Annotated in this window: 18 protein-coding genes; 8 read left to right on the top strand and 10 right to left on the bottom strand. The window is 68.8% G+C overall.

Annotated elements, in window-relative coordinates; genetic code table 11:
* Positions 1-9: 9 nt before the first annotated feature.
* A complete protein-coding gene (gene nifH / locus AB0K60_RS12460; RefSeq protein ID WP_364052282.1) occupies positions 10-882 on the bottom strand; it encodes a nitrogenase iron protein in 873 nt (290 codons plus the stop codon).
* A gap of 126 nt (positions 883-1,008) precedes the next feature.
* Positions 1,009-2,145, bottom strand: coding sequence for a homocitrate synthase (nifV, locus tag AB0K60_RS12465; protein WP_364052285.1), 1,137 nt, complete (start codon positions 2,143-2,145; stop codon positions 1,009-1,011).
* A gap of 403 nt (positions 2,146-2,548) precedes the next feature.
* Here nifV and AB0K60_RS12470 point away from each other — a divergent pair, with 403 nt between their 5' ends.
* Positions 2,549-2,986, top strand: coding sequence for a hypothetical protein (locus AB0K60_RS12470; protein WP_364052288.1), 438 nt, complete (start codon positions 2,549-2,551; stop codon positions 2,984-2,986).
* A 536-nt stretch (positions 2,987-3,522) separates the two neighbouring features.
* On the opposite strand, the gene AB0K60_RS12475 is transcribed toward AB0K60_RS12470, so the two are convergent.
* The gene (locus tag AB0K60_RS12475) at positions 3,523-3,978 is read right to left on the bottom strand and encodes an Lsr2 family protein (RefSeq protein ID WP_364052291.1); all 456 of its coding nucleotides are present in this window, start codon (positions 3,976-3,978) and stop codon (positions 3,523-3,525) included.
* 556 nt (positions 3,979-4,534) lie between these two features.
* Between AB0K60_RS12475 and AB0K60_RS12480 the strand changes: the two genes are divergently transcribed.
* Positions 4,535-4,942: a YciI family protein gene (locus tag AB0K60_RS12480; RefSeq protein ID WP_364052294.1), complete on the top strand. Its 408-nt coding sequence runs from the start codon at positions 4,535-4,537 to the stop codon at positions 4,940-4,942.
* A 6-nt stretch (positions 4,943-4,948) separates the two neighbouring features.
* Complete coding sequence (locus AB0K60_RS12485) at positions 4,949-6,094, top strand: DUF6596 domain-containing protein (protein WP_364052297.1); 1,146 nt, start codon at positions 4,949-4,951, stop codon at positions 6,092-6,094.
* Positions 6,095-6,153: 59 nt separating this feature from the next.
* Here the strand turns inward: AB0K60_RS12485 and AB0K60_RS12490 are convergent, their stop codons facing one another.
* Complete coding sequence (locus tag AB0K60_RS12490; protein ID WP_364052300.1) at positions 6,154-6,708, bottom strand: hypothetical protein; 555 nt, start codon at positions 6,706-6,708, stop codon at positions 6,154-6,156.
* Positions 6,709-7,458: 750 nt separating this feature from the next.
* Here AB0K60_RS12490 and AB0K60_RS12495 point away from each other — a divergent pair.
* Complete coding sequence (locus tag AB0K60_RS12495) at positions 7,459-7,680, top strand: alpha-hydroxy-acid oxidizing protein (RefSeq protein ID WP_364053457.1); 222 nt, start codon at positions 7,459-7,461, stop codon at positions 7,678-7,680.
* Here the strand turns inward: AB0K60_RS12495 and AB0K60_RS12500 are convergent.
* The gene (locus AB0K60_RS12500) at positions 7,660-7,881 is read right to left on the bottom strand and encodes a hypothetical protein (protein WP_364052302.1); all 222 of its coding nucleotides are present in this window, start codon (positions 7,879-7,881) and stop codon (positions 7,660-7,662) included. The genes AB0K60_RS12495 and AB0K60_RS12500 overlap by 21 nt on opposite strands.
* A gap of 32 nt (positions 7,882-7,913) precedes the next feature.
* On the opposite strand from AB0K60_RS12500, the gene AB0K60_RS12505 reads away from it, so the two are divergent.
* On the top strand, positions 7,914-8,432 hold the full coding sequence (locus AB0K60_RS12505; RefSeq protein ID WP_364052305.1) for a DUF6879 family protein: 519 nt from the start codon (positions 7,914-7,916) through the stop codon (positions 8,430-8,432).
* A gap of 106 nt (positions 8,433-8,538) precedes the next feature.
* A complete protein-coding gene (locus AB0K60_RS12510; RefSeq protein WP_364052308.1) occupies positions 8,539-8,829 on the top strand; it encodes a hypothetical protein in 291 nt (96 codons plus the stop codon).
* A 170-nt stretch (positions 8,830-8,999) separates the two neighbouring features.
* Here AB0K60_RS12510 and AB0K60_RS12515 read toward each other — a convergent pair whose 3' ends face one another.
* The 5 genes from AB0K60_RS12515 to AB0K60_RS12535 all read right to left on the bottom strand — a co-directional run bounded on the left by AB0K60_RS12515 (position 9,000) and on the right by AB0K60_RS12535 (position 13,982).
* The gene (locus AB0K60_RS12515; protein ID WP_364052311.1) at positions 9,000-10,274 is read right to left on the bottom strand and encodes an ABC transporter substrate-binding protein; all 1,275 of its coding nucleotides are present in this window, start codon (positions 10,272-10,274) and stop codon (positions 9,000-9,002) included.
* Between the two features lie 129 nt (positions 10,275-10,403).
* Complete coding sequence (locus tag AB0K60_RS12520) at positions 10,404-11,495, bottom strand: branched-chain amino acid ABC transporter permease (protein WP_364052314.1); 1,092 nt, start codon at positions 11,493-11,495, stop codon at positions 10,404-10,406.
* On the bottom strand, positions 11,495-12,382 hold the full coding sequence (locus AB0K60_RS12525) for a branched-chain amino acid ABC transporter permease (protein WP_364052317.1): 888 nt from the start codon (positions 12,380-12,382) through the stop codon (positions 11,495-11,497). The genes AB0K60_RS12520 and AB0K60_RS12525 overlap by 1 nt, the downstream gene beginning before the upstream one ends.
* Positions 12,382-13,236: an ABC transporter ATP-binding protein gene (locus AB0K60_RS12530; protein WP_364052320.1), complete on the bottom strand. Its 855-nt coding sequence runs from the start codon at positions 13,234-13,236 to the stop codon at positions 12,382-12,384. Before AB0K60_RS12530 ends, AB0K60_RS12525 begins: the two co-directional genes overlap by 1 nt.
* Entirely contained in the window at positions 13,233-13,982 is a 750-nt protein-coding gene (locus AB0K60_RS12535) for an ABC transporter ATP-binding protein (RefSeq protein ID WP_364052323.1), read from the bottom strand. Before AB0K60_RS12535 ends, AB0K60_RS12530 begins: the two co-directional genes overlap by 4 nt.
* 557 nt (positions 13,983-14,539) lie before the next feature.
* Between AB0K60_RS12535 and AB0K60_RS12540 the strand changes: the two genes are divergently transcribed.
* Together AB0K60_RS12540 and AB0K60_RS12545 are read left to right on the top strand one after the other, a co-directional pair.
* Positions 14,540-15,361: an ABC transporter ATP-binding protein gene (locus AB0K60_RS12540; protein ID WP_364052326.1), complete on the top strand. Its 822-nt coding sequence runs from the start codon at positions 14,540-14,542 to the stop codon at positions 15,359-15,361.
* Positions 15,362-15,371: 10 nt separating this feature from the next.
* Entirely contained in the window at positions 15,372-16,352 is a 981-nt protein-coding gene (locus AB0K60_RS12545) for an iron-siderophore ABC transporter substrate-binding protein (RefSeq protein ID WP_364052329.1), read from the top strand.
* Positions 16,353-16,367 lie beyond the last annotated feature (15 nt).

The following is a 16,367-nucleotide window of genomic DNA, read 5'->3' on the forward strand; positions in this document are numbered from 1 at the left end:
GGCCCCTTCTCAGCGCGCGCCGGCCGGGGCGGCGGCCTGGCCGATGATGGACTCGTCCTCCTGCTCCATGATCCCGAAGTCGATGAGCAGCTGCTCCAGCTCGTCCATCGTGATCGGGGTGGGGATCGTCTTGCGGTCGTTCTCGTGGATCTTGCGGGCCAGCTCGCGGTACTCGTCGGCCTGCTTGGAGGTCGGGTCGTACTCGATGACCGTCATGCGGCGCAGCTCGGCGTGCTGCACGACGTTGTCGCGCGGGATGAAGTGGATCATGTGGGTGTTGAGCCGCCGGGCCAGCTCGCCGACGAGCTCGGCCTCCAGGTCGGTGTTGCGGCTGTTGCAGATGATGCCGCCGAGCCGTACGCCGCCGGAGTGGGCGTACTTGAGGATGCCCTTGGCGATGTTGTTCGCCGCGTACATGGCCATCATCTCGCCGGAGGCGACGATGTAGATCTCCTGGGCCTTGCCCTGGCGGATCGGCATCGCGAAGCCGCCGCAGACGACGTCGCCGAGCACGTCGTAGCAGACGTAGTCGAGGTCCTCGTAGGCGCCGTTCTCCTCCAGGAAGCCGATGGAGGTGATGACGCCGCGCCCGGCGCAGCCGACGCCCGGCTCGGGGCCGCCGGACTCCACGCAGCGGATGTCCCACTGGCCCTTGAGCAGCACGTCCTCCAGCTCCAGGTCCTCCACCGAGCCGGCCTCGGCGGCCAGCGACAGGATGGAGGTCTGCGCCTTGGAGTGCAGGATGAGCCGGGTGGAGTCCGCCTTGGGGTCACAGCCGACGATCATGATCCGCTGGCCCTGCTCGGCGAGCGCGGCCATGGTGTTCTGCTGCGTGGTGGATTTGCCGATGCCGCCCTTGCCGTAGAAGGCGATCTGCCTCACTGCCGTGTCCTCTCGTCGAAGTCGCCGGCCCTCCGTAGGCCGGGTCGCGGGGTTGGTCGCCGGATGGGTCGAGGGATTGGTCGCGGGGTTTGGTCGAGGGGATGGTTGACGGGTGGGGTGGGCGGTCTACGCCGACGCGCCCTGCAGGAACATCTCGCGCACCTCGCGGGCGCGCAGGGGTCGCTTGAGCTCCGACACCCGGGTCCTGACGTCGTCGAGCAGCGGGCCGAGCTGCTCGTCGGCGGCCTGCAGACCGCACTGGGCCAGCGCGTGCCGCAGCGACGCGCGCCCGGAGTGCTTGCCGAGCACGAGCCGCCGCCGCCCGCCGACCTCCGCCGGGTCGAACGGCTCGTACGTCGCCGGCGACTTGAGCACGCCGTCGACGTGGATGCCCGACTCGTGGGCGAACACCGACCCGCCCACCACCGCCTTGCCGTGCGGCACCGGCCGCCGGGCCGCGCGGGCGACCAGGCGGGCCAGGGCCTTGAACGCGGTGGTGTCGAGGCCCGGGTCGGCGTGCAGGAGGTGGCGCAGGCCCATCGCCACCTCTTCGAGCGGGGCGTTGCCCGCCCGTTCCCCGAGCCCGGCCACGGTCGTGCTCACCCAGGTGAAGCCCGCCCGTACGGCGGCGAGGGTGTTCGCCGTGGCCAGCCCGAAGTCGTCGTGCGCGTGGATCTCCCACGGCCCCGGCACGGCCCGCACCAGCGCGGCCAGCCGGGTGCTGATCCCGAAGGGCTCCATGATCCCGACGGTGTCGGCCCAGCGCAGCAGGACCACGCCGAGCTCGCGCAGTTCACCGGCGAGGTCGATGACGAACGCGTCGTCGGCCCGGGAGGCGTCCTCGAACCCGACGCTGACCCGCAGCCCGTGGTCGAGCCCGGCGAGCACGCAGTCACGGATCCGCCGCCGGGCCCACGCCCGGTCCCGCCCGAGCTTGGCGCCCAGGTGCAGGTCCGAGACCGGGATCGTGATGTGGGCCGCGGCGAGCCCGACACCCGCCGCGGCGTCCACGTCGGCGCGGGTCGCCCTGCACCACGCGACCAGTTCGGCGCGCGGCCCGGCGTCGGCGATGCGCCGCAGCGCGTCGCACTCGGCCGGCCCCATCGCCGGCACCCCCGCCTCGATTCGCTGAACTCCCGCGGCGTCGAGCGCGGCGGCGATCGCCACCTTCTCGTCGGCCGTGAAAGCCACTCCGGGGGCCTGTTCGCCGTCCCGCAGCGTCGTGTCACAAAAACCGGTGAAAAATGCGCGCTCAGAATCCACAGCAATTCCGCTTCTTCTCGCGTCCGCCGCGGCCCGTGTTCGCCGCGACAGAACAAGAATGTGCGGACGCGTTGTTGCGAAACCTGGTCGTTCAGGTAACAGCGGTGTTAATAGGATAACATTAAACTAAGCGCCGAAGAAAGCGCGAAAGATATCCGAGAAGATAAATCCAAGGATAAAGTCAATCTTAAAATTATCCTTGGGTCCTGAGCGACCCCGCGTGCGGCCGGCGGCCCCGCCCCGGCGCAGGCGGCAGGATTTAACACGGAAGTAATACGGATGACAACGGACGTCAGGGAAACTCGCCTGCAGACGACCGGGGTCCACGCAGGTGAAGGAGAGAGAGCATGCCGCCCGCCTCAGTAAGCGCCGGCACCACGACCCGCCGGCCGGTGTCCTAGCCATGTCCAGCGCCCACGCGATCGAGCCGGTCGCGGACACCCCCACCACCTGGGAGGATCTGCGGGCGGTCGTCATCCGGCACAACGGCGTTCTCAGGATCGGCATGGCCGTCCTGCGCGAGATCGGCGGCTTCGGACGCCTGGGCACCACCGTCCGCCAGACGCTCAGCGGCAAACTCGCCGGCATCGGCGTCGGCCACCTGCCCGCCGAACTCCCGGCGAGCCAGGACCAGCAGGTCCTCCTCTACCAGTACGGCACACCCGCCGCCAACGTCATCGCCGCGATCAGCGACACCCCGTCCGAGGACGCCGAGACGGCTCTGATCCGCCTCAACACCTCCAACGAGCTCGACCAGCTCCGCGAGGCGTCGCAGAAGGCCGTGGAACTGCTGTCCATCCTCAGCGACCGCTGCCGCGCCTGCAGCAAGCCGCTGCTCTGAGGACGCGCCGCCCTACTCAAGCATCGTTCGGGCGACGCCGAAGTTCCATGCAGCCGCCCCAGCAGGCAATCGCGGGCCTTCAGCACACTTTGTCCGATCCGGCCTGAACCGCCCTAAGCGGACGACGACGCCCCTTCGCGTCGGCGTAGCCAAGCCGAAAGCCCTTGACCGGAACACGGCCGGTCAAGGGCTTTCGATTGTCGTACTGACCCCTGTCGCACAGAACCCGCCGCACGGCTTCCCACCACCGGCGGGCCGTACGCGGGTGGACGGCTCGCGCGGCTTTCCACGATGAGCGCCGCCCGGCCGAAAGGCCGTACCCGGGGGTGAACGGCTCCCGCAGCTTCCCACGATGAGCACGCCACCCGCCCGACAGGCCGTACGCGGGTGGACGGCTCGCGCGGCTTCCCACGATGAGCGCCGCCCGCCCGGCAGGCCGTACCCGAGGGTGAACGGCTCCCGCAGCTTCCCACGATGAGCACGCCACCCGCCCGACAGGCCGTACGCGGGGGTGAACGGCTCGGCCCGAACGCCGATCAGGCGGCGGTGCTCGCCTCCACCTCGGCCGACGGCGCGTCACCTGGCTCGTCCGCCGCCTCGCTCGTCTCCTCGTCCGCCGCTTCGCTCGTCTCCGTCATATCGGCCGTCTCGGGATGCGCCGCGATGAACCGCTCGACGATCTCGTCCGGCAGCTTGCCCCGAGCCGGAACCTCCAGCCCTTGCTCCCGCGCCCACGCCCGGACATCGGTGAAGGTGTAGCCGCGCAGCCGCGGCGAGGTGTCGGCGGCCTTCTTGACGCGCGCCTGCTGCTTCACCTCCCGCGCGTGCTCCAGAACCTCCTCGATGAACGCGAGCGCCTCACTCAGCCGCTGGTGGTTGGCGTCGGATAGATCAATGGCGAAGGTCCGGTTCAGCAGCGGGAACTCCCGTCTCGCCACGTCATCGCCCTCGGAATGGTCGAGGTCGTCAACCAGTATCACCTTCTGCGCCACGTGCTGCCCTTTCCGGGGTTACTCCGTCTGTCTGGACCGTGGCATCTTACTGACGCCCATCCAGAACGATCATGGTTATGCCGCTCGTGCCACGCACTTCTTCCGGTGAGCGAGCGCGAAAACCACATCGCTCCTCCCCCACTCGGCCTCATGCCATGACACAACCGCCCATCTTGGCAGGACCGACCGACAATCCCGCCCAGCCCGTCCCCACCTCGTGGCCGCGACGCCCTCGGCGATCTGCTTTCCGGAGAACGCCCGTCGGACCTGCCCGCGTTCGCCGCCTCCCCACGGTGGCCGTACGCGACATCGCACACACCGAACGGTTGCTCCGAGACAACGGCATCCCTCTGCGTGAGCCCGCCACCGGCCGAATCTTCGTACCCGCCGAGGCGGCCCTCGGCGCCGCGATCATCTTCGGCCAGGAGGAACCACGCACTGCGGGAAGTCGTGAAGTTCGCCGACAAATGTCGCGGTGGATGTCGAGAACCCGGGTACGGCTCCGTCCCCGCAGTGAACACGGCCACACTGGGCCGTACCACGCAAGGAGAACACGATGGCCAAGTACCTGCTGCTCAAGCACTACCGGGGCGCCCCGGCAGCGGTCAACGACGTGCAGATGGACCAGTGGACGCCGGAGGAGGTCTCGGCCCACATTCAGTACATGCGGGACTTCGCCGCCCGGCTCGAGGGCACCGGCGAGTTCGTCGACGCGCAGGCGCTTTCCCCGGAAGGCACGTTCGTCCGCTACGACGGCGAGGGACGGCCGCCCGTCACCGACGGCCCGTTCGCCGAGACCAAGGACCTGATCGCCGGCTGGATGGTGATCGACGTCGAGTCCTACGAGCGAGCGCTGGAGTTGGCGGGCGAGTTGTCGGCGGCTCCGGGCGCGGGCGGGAAGCCGATCCACGAGTGGCTCGAGGTGCGCCCGTTCCTGACCGAGCCGCCGACCGTGACGGAGTGACGCGCGGTGGACGAGTCCCTGCTGCGGACCCTCACCCCCACCGTGACCGGCGTCCTCGTCCGCCGCGGAGCCGACTTCGCGACGGCCGAGGACGCCGTGCAGGACGCCCTGGTCGAGGCCGTACGCGTCTGGCCGGACGACCCGCCGCGGGACCCCAAGGGCTGGCTGGTCACGGTGGCCTGGCGCAAGTTCCTCGACGCCGCCCGCGCCGACGCCTCCCGTCGGCACCGGGAGATACGCGTCGAGAGCGAGCCCGCCCCCGGCCCGGGATCGGCGGTGGACGACACGCTCCAGATGTACTTCCTGTGCGCCCACCCGTCCCTGACACCCGCGTCGGCCGTCGCGCTCACGCTGCGCGCGGTCGGCGGTCTGACCACCCGTCAGATCGCGCAGGCCTACCTCGTGCCGGAGGCGACGATGGCCCAGCGGATCAGCAGGGCCAAGCGGACCGTCTCGGGCGTCCGGTTCGACCAGCCCGGTGACGTCGCCACGGTCCTGCGCGTGCTCTACCTGGTCTTCAACGAGGGCTACTCCGGCCACGTCGACCTCGCCGCCGAGGCGATCCGGCTCACCCGCCAACTGGCCGCCAGGATTCACCACGAGGAGGTCGCGGGCCTGCTCGCGCTCATGCTGCTCCATCACGCCCGGCGCCCGGCCCGCACCGGCCCCGACGGCAGGCTCGTGCCCCTCGCCGAGCAGGACCGCGGCCTGTGGGACACCCGCATGATCGCCGAGGGCGTCGAGGTGCTCCAGGCGGCCCTCGCCCACGATCGCCTGGGCGAGTTCCAGGCCCAGGCCGCCATCGCCGCCCTCCACGCCGACGCCCGCACAGCCGAAGAAACCGACTGGGTGCAGATCGTCGAGTGGTACGACGAGCTGGTGCGCCTCACCGACAGCCCCGTGGCCCGCCTCAACCGGGCCGTCGCGCTCGGGGAGGCCGACGGCCCCCGGGCCGGCCTGGCCGCCCTGGCGGAGCTCGACCCCGCCCTCCCCCGCTACACCGCCGTCGCGGCGTACCTGCACGAGCGTGACGGTGACCCGGCCACGGCGGCACGGCTCTACGCCGAAGCCGCCCGATCGGCGCCCAGCCTTGCCGAACGCGATCACCTCACCCTGCAGGCCGCACGGCTGAACGCGCGGCTGCGCGGGTGAGCGTCGATCGGCGGGCATCCGCTAATGGACCTCCATGCCCACGCGTACGACCACAAAGGTTAGGCGGGGAAGTCCTTGGGGTTGATGGTGGTGGTTCCGGCGTTGCCGCCCGGGACGGCGTGGAGGGTCAGGCGCCAGGTGCTGAACTGGGTGGCGGTGGTGCGGAAGAGCAGGCGGCTGTTGAAGCGCTGGTAGGTGGCGCTGCGGGTGAAACGGCCCTTGGAGACGCTGAAGCGGTAGCCGGTGGTGAAGAAGACGCGGTAGGTGCCGTCCTTGATGTTGCGTACGGTGGTGCTCTTGCGGGCGCGGACGTACACGCTGATCGCCTTGGTCCGGCCACGGACGAGGGTGACCACGCCGTCTCGGCTCAGGCCGTTCTTAATCGTGAGTCTGCCGAGGCCGCCCCGGATTCCGGAGTAGAGGATGCGGCCGTTGCTCGGGCGGGCGGCGGCGCTTTCGGCCCCGGCGGTGTCCGTGATCGTCACGACCCGCTGCGGCGCGGAGACGGCGGTCGGCTGAGCCGAGGCCGGCGGCGCCGTCAGCAGGCCGGAGGCGAGTACGAGTGCGGCGATCGCTCCGGTCCGTGCGATGGTTCTGGCTCGGGGGTTTGTCACGGAAATCTCCTTTGATCGCGGTCGGTATGACTCGCATACCGCTCCAAGCCTAAATGTTGATGTCGCGTCACGCTCTGAATTATCGGCAGCGCATGGATTCCCGCCCGTTCTCTTGTGGACCGGGCCAACACCATCGGGTACATCACGACCAGGACTCCCGGAGCCATCGGGCCATGTCGTAATCCGGTTCACGGCCGCAGCGCTCACTCAAAACGGTCCAATAGGCCACACCCACCCCCGATAGTGGAACGCGGCAGGCGCGGTGCGGCGCTGGTCAAGCGCCGGTACGGGCCGGCGGAAACTTGCAGGGGAAGGTACGCGGCCGGTTTCGGCGGACGGCCGGTCCGGTTGATCCGAGGCGCGGCGGGGACGTTCGGCCATGGTGCCGTCCTCGAAAAGTCACGCCGATGACATGCGCCGGCCCCGGACCGTTTACCGAAACTGCCGGGACGTGAACTCCGCGACATCCTCCGTCAAACTCATGACATTCCTTTCGGGTGCGATTCCGGAGCGATTCCGGAGCGATTCCAGGCGGTCACCGCAGACCCCGGGGCAATAGCATCCGACCGGCCACTTTGCGTTGAGGCGCGACATCCGAGGGCGGAGCGCACGGTGCAACATTCGACGTCGCTCGATCATATGATGGCGCCGACCTGGGAAAATAGCTGAGAGTGGACAGGAAATGGCCGTATAGAAGGTCTCAGACTTTCACAGGACGAGTCAGTGACGGTTGTCCAGCCCATGATATGAATTGCGCGAACCCGCCCCCGCTCAGGAGGATCGCGACAAGGTGTCCGACTCGCAGACTCCCGGCCTGCAACCTGGTCCGACCTCGACTGGCTGCGCGAGCGCACCAGCCTGCCGATCGTTTTCAAGGGCGTCCTGCACCCAGGCGACGCCGACCGCGCGTTAGGCCCGCGGCCGTGGCGGCGGCCCCGCAGCCGAGCGCGATCAGCCATCCCTTGGGGCTGATCGGACGGCACCCGAACCGGTGCTGACCCTGGGCAGCGACACGATCAGCGCGGGCGCCGCCAGGGAGAGCGCGCCGGACGCCATGACGACGAGGTCGCCGTGGCTGATCGCGACGGTCTGCAGCAGCTGGGCCGACAGCAGCGCGATGAGCGCGACGGTCCCGGTTTCCGCCCCAGGTCGGTGAACCTGTCGAGCACTCAAGCGTATGATGCAGTTCTTCCCGGAGGTAGCCAGTGTCGGCAGCACGAACGCTTGAGCAGCTCCTGACCGCCTGCCGACGCTCTGCCCGGCATCTGGAGATGCGCGACGGCTACACCCTGAACGATCCGAATTTCAGCGCCTGGCAATCCGGGCACAGAATCGACCTGGATGACCGTTCCTCGTGGTGGCGGCCCTGGCTGCAGAACATCGTCGACGCTGTCAGCCGAGGCGTTGAGGTGAAGCGGGCGCGCGTCGTGTCGGAGCCGATCAGCCCCTACATCCGGTACGAGTACGACATCACCGTCCCGAACATCCGAGCAGGGGAACAGGTGCGATGGTTGCCCCGCCGGAACGCGACGGACCTGATGCTACCTGCGAACGACTTCTGGCTGTTCGACGACGACACGCTGCTCGTTCACCACTTCAGCGGAGTGGGTGACAAGGTGGGAGCGGAGCTCATCACCGACCCCATCCTTATCAAGCGGCAGGCGGAGGCATTCGAGGCCGTATGGCGGCGAGCCATCCCTCACGAGGACTATCGGCCGGCCTGAGCCGTGCGCCCAACCTCCTCCAGCGCTCGGCAGGCGCTCGACCTTCTGGCGGGGAGACTCCGCCGCCTTCGGCAAGAGTCCGGTCTGCCTCGGCCACGTCAAAGACGTGCTCGACACGGCGAAGGCCCGGGCGGCGAGGGGTGCACCCGGCTACAGCCGGGAAGGAGCTTTCGATTTCATTCACCAGGCCGTCGCCTTGGCACAAATGAAGGAAATCCCCGAAGCCACCACGAGACTGGCGGCGGCCATTCCCTTGATCAACACCCACAGCTCCGCCCGCCTCAGACACCGATTCACCGAGGCGCGTAGGCTCCTCGACCCTTGGTCGAAAAATGCCTACGTTCGTGCTCTGGACGAGCGGCTGAAGCCGTCCGCCACAGGAGCAGGCCAGGCGTAGCGTTCCGGTGCCAACGCCTGGCGTCGCAACGAGCCCAGTCGGTTGCGTACGGATTCCTGAGCATTTGCGGCGGAAATGTAGTGGCCCTGTCCGGGTTGCGGACAGGGCCACTACGTGGTTTCCGGGCGGCCGTGATCGGTCGCGGGGAATGCGCTCTGAGCGCGGCGGGGTTAGAAGGCGGGGTCGTTGCCCTCGGGGGCGGCGTAGTTCTCCGCGACCGCCTTCAGGGCGTACGGCGAGTACTCCTTGTCGTACTCGTAGATGGTCGTGGTCTTGGGGAGCACGCGGGCGCCGGGGGTGAGGATGACCTCGCCGTTGATGCCGTTGAACTCCACCTTGGGCAGCTTGGCCAGGGCCTTGGTGACGCCCTCGTGGCTCAGGTCGCCGTCCTTGACGGCCTCCTCAAGCAGCGCCGTAACCGCCATCGCCTGGATGTGGCCGTAGATGTGCTGGACGGTCAGGTCGGCGCCGTTCAGCGCCTTGGACTCGCGCAGTTCCTTGATCGCCGGAACGGTCGCGCCCTTCAGGTCCGCGCCGAGGCCGGTGAACAGGACGTGGTCCTTCAGGTACGACGAGATCGGCGACTCGGAGAACGCCGTGGAGTTGGCGATGAACTCGGCGATCCACTGCGGCTTGAAGTCGAGCTGGGTGGCCGCGGCGACCATCGACGGCAGGTTGTTGGCGGCGCCGGAGAAGGCGACGACCTCGCAGCCGGCGGACTTGAGCTGCTGCATCTGCGCGGTGAGCTGGGTGTCCAGCGGCGCGTACTTGGCCACGCTCGTGACCTTGTTGCCGAACTTGCCGGTGATGTACGTCAGGCCCTGCACGACGTCGTCGCCCCAGGAGCTGTTGTAGCCGAGCACGCAGTACTTGGCGTTCTTGAGCTCGGGCTTCTTGGAGACGAGGTACGAGACCGCGTTGACCACGTTGGTCTGGTACGACGGGAAGGTCGGCAGCAGCGCGGGGTCGTTGCGGATGCTGGCGTCCTGGTTACTGGGGACCGCGGCGACCTTCTCCCGGTTGAGGATCGGGATCAGAGCCTTCACCGACGGGGTGCCCAGGATGCCGGACAGCATGACGACCTGGTCCTTGATCTCCTGGTACGCCTGCACGGACTTCTGGGCGTCGTACTGGTTGTCGGCGGTGATCATCTTGATCTGGTACTTGCCCGCGATGCCGCCGGCCGCGTTGACCTTGTCGTACCAGGCCTGCTGGCCGGCGAGCTGCTCGCGGGCGGTGGTCGAGATGGGGCCGCTCAGCGCGATGATGTTGCCGACGGTGATGGTCTTCGCCTTGGGGTCGAAGCCGGGCGCGGCCTTGAGCTCGCCGCCGGCGGCGGTGTCGGTGCCCCCGCCGGTGTTCTGCGCAGCGCAACCGGTCGCCGCGAGGGCGGCGCTGAGGAGCAGTGCGGCGACGGCTCCTGTCCGCTTATTGGGGAACTTCATGAGTGTTTCCTCTCGGTGGTCATCCGCGGAGGGGTTGATCGCGGGTAGGTGGTGCCACGTTGGATCGGTAAGCGTCGAAACGATAAGCGTCGAATCGGTAAGCGTCGGTAAGACTGCGGGGCCGCCGGGTCAGGAGAACCGTCGCCTGAGCCTTCGGAGGATGGCGATCAGGCCCTTGGGCTCGGCGAGCAGGAAGATGACGATCATCAGGCCGTAGAGCACCAGGCTCAGGTCGGTCGTGCTCATCCCGTCCGTCCCGCCGTGCTGGAGGAAGGGCAGGGAGTCGGAGAAGAGATCGACGATCACCGGGACCATGGTCACGAACAGGGCGCCGAGGATCGGTCCCCAGAGGGAGGCCATGCCGCCGATGACGATGATCGCCAGGTACTGCACCGACAGCGCGATGCTGAAGCTGTCCGGCCGGATGTACTCGAGGTTGACCGCGAGCAGGCCGCCGGAGACGCCGGCGATGAAGGTGGACAGGATGAAGGCGTTCGCCTGCGTCCGCATCATGCGTACGCCCAGCACCTCGGCCGCCATGTCGTGGTCGCGGATCGCCTGCATGGCCCGCCCGCTGCGGGTGCGCATCACGTTCGCGGTCAGCAGCACGAACAGGCCCACCATCGCCCAGATGAGGATGAACATCCCCTGCTCGCGCCCGAAGGCGAGGGGGCCGATCGTCAGGTTCTCGAAGTCGATCGGACCCAGCGTGACGGGGGCGTTGACGATGGTCCCCTCGTTGCCGCCGGTGATCGAGGGGATGTTCCGGGCGACGTAGATGCCGATCGCGACCAGCGCCAGCGAGACGATCGCCAGGTACGGCCCGCGCAGCCGCAGCGCGAACGGCGCCACGGCCGCGCCGACGAGCCCGGCGGCGAGGCCCGCGGCCGGCAGCCAGACGATCATGGGCATGCCGAGCTGGCCGCCCAGCCACTGGGTGACGAAGGCCCCCACGCTGACGAACGCCGCGTGGCCGAGCGAGAGCTGCCCGGCGTAGCCGGTGAGGATGTTCAGGCCGATCGCGGCGATGCCGACGATGCCCGCCGAGTTCAGCACGCCCAGCCAGTACGTGTCGCCGAAGTTCAGCGGCAGCGCCACGACGAAGACGACGAAGACGATCACGCCGATCCGGCCGGCGCGCGAGTTCACCAGGCGCAGCTTCGGGACCGTCACCTTGCGCGCGGAGCCCTCGGCGACATCGGGGGAAATGTCGACCGCCATCAGATTCGCCTGACCTTCCTGGTCCCGAAGAGTCCTTCGGGACGCACGAGCATGATTGCGATCATGAGCAGGTAGGGCACGACCTCGTCGAATCCCTGCCCGAAGTTCTCACCGGCGTAGACCACGGCGAACTGCTGCACGACCCCGACGATCAGTCCGCCGATCACGGCTCCGAGCGGGGACTCGATGCCGCCGAGGATGATGACCGGCAGGGCGAGCAGCGCGTAGTTCTCCAGGCCGGGGCCGAGGCCGACGCCGCCCGCGGTGGCGAGCATGATGCCGCCGAACGCGCCGAGCCCGCCCGCGATCGCCCAGGAGAGCCGGTGCACCAGCCGGTCGCTCACGCCCTGGGCGAGGGCCGCCTCGGGGTCGATGGCGGTCGCCTGCATCGCCAGGCCCAGCCGGGAGAACCGGAAGAAGAGGCCGAACAGGCCGACCACGATGAACGTCACCGCGATCACCGCCAGGTCCCGCTGGCTGATCACGACCTCGCCGAGGGAGACCACCTTCAGCCCCCAGGGGTCGCCGATCGTCAGCTGGCCGGTCCCCCAGAAGGGGGAGACGAGCGGGGGGATCATGATGAGCAGGCCGAAGGTGACCAGGATCGGGGTGTAGAGGTTCTTGGTCGCCACCTTGTGCACGGCGACCGCTTCGAGCACGGCCGCGGAGACCGCCAAGGCCACGATCGCCAGGACGGCCGCCACCCAGAACGGCAGGCCCGCCTGCCGGTGCAGGGAATAGGTCAGGTACGCGCCCATCACCACGAACGCGCCCTGCGCGAGGTTGAACACCCCGGTCGACTTGGAGACGATCACGAAGCCGAGGGCCAGCAGCGCGAAGACGCAGCCCTGGGAGATGCCTCCCGCGAGGATCTGCAGATTCTCCATTATGAGGCGTCCTCCGTTGTCGAGGTGGAGACCGGCTCGCCCTTCAGTCCCGCCGTCGCGCGTCCGATCACGTCCTCGCCGCTGCCGCCCAGGTAGGCGCGGACCACCCGGGGGTCGTTCACCGCGGCCGAGGGGGTGTCGCAGCAGATGACCTCGCCGAAGTCGAGCACGAGCACGCGGTCGGCCACCTTGGTGACCAGCGCCATGTCGTGCTCGATCATGACGATGGTGAGGTCGAGCTCGCGCTTGGCGGTCAGCACCCAGGAGGCCAGCTCGGCGGTCTCCGGGCCGTTCATGCCGGCCACCGGCTCGTCGAGCAGGAGCAGCTTGGGCCGCATCGCGAGCGCCCGGGCCAGCTCGATGCGCTTCTTCACGCCGTACGGCAGGTCCTGGACGATTTCGTCGCGGATGTCGGACAGGCCCATGAGTTCGAGCAGCGGCAGGCAGTCGCGGCGGGCCTCGTACTCCTCCCGGCGGGCCCTGCCCCACCAGAGCATGCCGCTGAGCACGCCCGACTTCATCAGGTGGTGCCGTCCGAGGACGATGTTGTCCAGGACGGTCATCTCCTCGAACAGCGCCAGGTTCTGGAACGTGCGCGCGATGCCGAGTTCGGCGATGTCGGCGGGCTTGCGGCCGAGGAGGGACTCGCCCTCGAACTCCAGCGATCCCGAGCTGGGCTTGTAGACCCCGTTGACGACGTTGAGCGTCGAGGTCTTGCCGGCGCCGTTCGGCCCGATGATCGCGAAGAACTCGCCCTTGTTGACCTCGAACGACACGTCCTTGATCGCGGTGATGCCGCCGAAGGTGAGCTTGATGTTGCGGGCGGCCAGCATCGGCCGGTCGGCGGCGGTCATGCGGTCGCTCCGTGGGGCGCGGCGGCGGTGTCTGCGGTGCCGGGGGTGCCGGCGGGATCGGCGACGTCCTCGTCCAGGCCCAGGTAGAAGGACTGGATGTGCGGGTCGGCGAGGAGTTCCTTCGACGGGCCCTGCTTGGTGACGGTTCCGTGCGACAGGATGTAGCCGTAGTCGGAGACGGTGAGCGCCATGGTCGCGTTCTGCTCGATCAGCAGCACGCTGGTGCCGGTCTCGCGGATGTTGGAGATCGTCTCCCGGATCTGGTCCACGATGCTCGGCGCCAGGCCCAGGGAGGGCTCGTCCAGCACCAGCAGCTCGGGCGACTGCATGAGCGCGCGGCCGATGGCGAGCATCTGCTGCTCGCCGCCGGACAGGTAGCCGGCGAGCTGGTCGCGGCGCTCGGCCAGCCGGGGAAACAGCTCGAACACCGACTCGCGCCGCTGCTTGAGCGCGGCGTCGTTGCGCTTGGTCATGCCGCCGACCGACAGGTTCTGGTCGACCGTGAGATCCGCGAAGATCCGCCGGCCCTCCAGCGTCTGGCTGATGCCGGAGCGCACGATCCGCGCGGGCTTGTGCCCGACGATCGAGCGGCCCTTCCACGTGATGCTTCCGCTGATCACCGAACCGCCATGGAAGGACAGCATCCCGGTCACGGCTCGGGCGAGCGTCGTTTTGCCGGCGCCGTTCACGCCCATGAACGCCACGACGCTGCGGGGGCGGACCTCGACGTCGATGGATCTCAACACGGTTATGGCCGGTCCGTATCGGACCGTGAGATCTCGAACGATCAGTCCCTGAGACGTCTGGGACTCGGTTTCCCCACCTGTCACAAAGACTCCTCGATAAGCTGGTTCGACAAGGCGTGTCGGCGACGTTACCCACGTCACACTAGGGCCGACGACGGCCAAATGACCGCGTTGGCAAGACAAAATGCAGCCCCTCACCTACGTCAAATGACGCAGGTGAAACTGCAATCGAATCTTGGAGCCCCAACGTTTCACGGGGTGATATACGCCCTGGTCACAGAGGTACAACGGTTCGGCCAGTACGGTAGCGCGCGCCGCCCGATGGTCGAAGGCGAACGAAACGGCCGGAATGTCGGCATCGCGCGGACGTCGGGCCATATGACCGCATCGTGACATCCCTGTAACGACATCCGTGTAACTTTCACGGCTCCGTGACCTCGCCGTGACATTTCCGCCCGCGCTCCGGGGCCCGGTTGGTCGTCCGGCGGGAGCGCCGAACCTTCGTTCGGGTCAACGGGACCCCAAACTTGTGCATTGGGATAGGTAAGCCTAACCTAATGGCCGTGACCGAAACATCCCTTCGCGGTGACGGCCTGTGCCTCGGCTACCACGGCACCACGGTCGTCGAGGACGCCTCCATCGCCCTGCGACCGGGGCGCGTGACGGCGCTGGTCGGCCCGAACGGCAGCGGCAAGTCCACGTTGCTGCGCGCGCTGGCCCGGCTGCACCGGCCCGCGGCGGGCGCGGTCACGCTGGCCGACGGCACCGCCGCCGCGTCCCTGTCCCCCCGCGAGTTCGCCCGGCGGGTCACCCTGCTGGCGCAGAGCCGCCCCACGCCCTCCGGCGTACGGGTGCGGGACATGGTCGGGTACGGCCGGCACCCCTACCGGGGCCGCTGGCGGGCGGGCGACCCCGACGGCGAGGCCGCGATCACGCGGGCGATGGAGCTCACCGGCGTCACGCCGATGGCCGACCGCGCGGCGGACGAGCTGTCGGGCGGCGAGCTCCAGCGCGTGTGGCTCGCCGCCTGCCTGGCGCAGGACACCGGCGTCCTGCTGCTCGACGAGCCCACCACCTTCCTCGACCTCCGCTACCAGGTCGAACTGCTCGACCTGGTGCGCGACCTGGCCGACGAGCACGACGTGGCGATCGGCGTCGTGCTGCACGACCTGAACCAGGCCGCCGAACTCGCCGACCACATCGTCCTGCTGCACCGGGGCCGGATCCGCGCCGACGGCCCGCCCGCGCGGGTCCTCACCGAGGAGCTGCTCGCCGAGGTGTACGGCATCCGCATCGAGGTCACGCACAATCCCGCGACGGGAACCCTCACCACCCGGCCGATCGGCCGACGCGCCAAGGGCCTCCCCGCGACAATCTGACAGGAACGTAATGATCACCCTGCGTACCGCCCTCGTGGCCGTCGCCGCCGTAGCCGTGCTCGGCGCCTGCGGCACCACCGAGACCGCCGCCCCCGAACCCGCCTCCTCCGGCTCCTCCTCCGCCGCCCCGATCACGGTGACCGACGCCCGCGGCAAGCAGGTCACCCTGGACCGCCCGGCGTCCAAGGTCGTGGCGCTGGAGTGGGGCGAGGCCGAGATGGTGATGAGCCTCGGCGTCATGCCGGCCGGAATCGCCGACGTGGCGGGCTACAAGACCTGGGTCACCGCCGCCACCCCCGACGCGTCGGTCAAGGACATCGGCACCCGCCAGGAGCCGAGCGTCGACTCGATCGCCGCGCTCCAGCCCGACCTGGTGATCATGGAGAGCGACGACGAGACGCTCGTGCCGCAGCTGGAGAAGATCGCCCCGGTCATCGTGGCCAAGGGCAGCGACGCGAGCCGCAACTTCGACCGGCTGCACGAGGACCTCAACATGATCGCCACGGCGCTCGGCAAGACCGGCGAGGCCGCCCGGCTCATGTCCGGCCTGGAGGCCACCCTCGCCGACGGCAAGGCCAAGCTCGCCGCCGCCGGGTTCGCGGGCAAGCCGTTCGTCATGGCCGACGGGTGGAAGGACGGCAGCAAGATCTCCATCCGCCTGTTCGGCAAGGGCTCGCTCGTCTCCGAGGTCGTCACCCGGCTCGGCCTGGTCAACGCCTGGGAGGGCGAGGTGGACGCGGAGTGGGGGCTCGGCACCACCGACGTCGAGGGCCTGACCGCGCTGAAGGACCCCGACACCCGCCTGTTCTACAACGCCTCCGACGGCGTGGACGTCTTCGCCGACGGCCTGGCCTCCAACGCGATCTGGAAGAAGCTGCCGTTCGTGGAGAAGGGCCAGGTCAGCAAGCTGCCCGACGGCATCTGGACGTTCGGCGGACCGCTGTCGTGCAAGCAGTACGCCGAGGCGATCGTCCAGGCGTACACCGCCTGACATCGGCCGATTCTT

Source organism: Thermopolyspora sp. NPDC052614 (genome assembly GCF_040678635.1).
Lineage (GTDB): Bacteria > Actinomycetota > Actinomycetes > Streptosporangiales > Streptosporangiaceae > Thermopolyspora.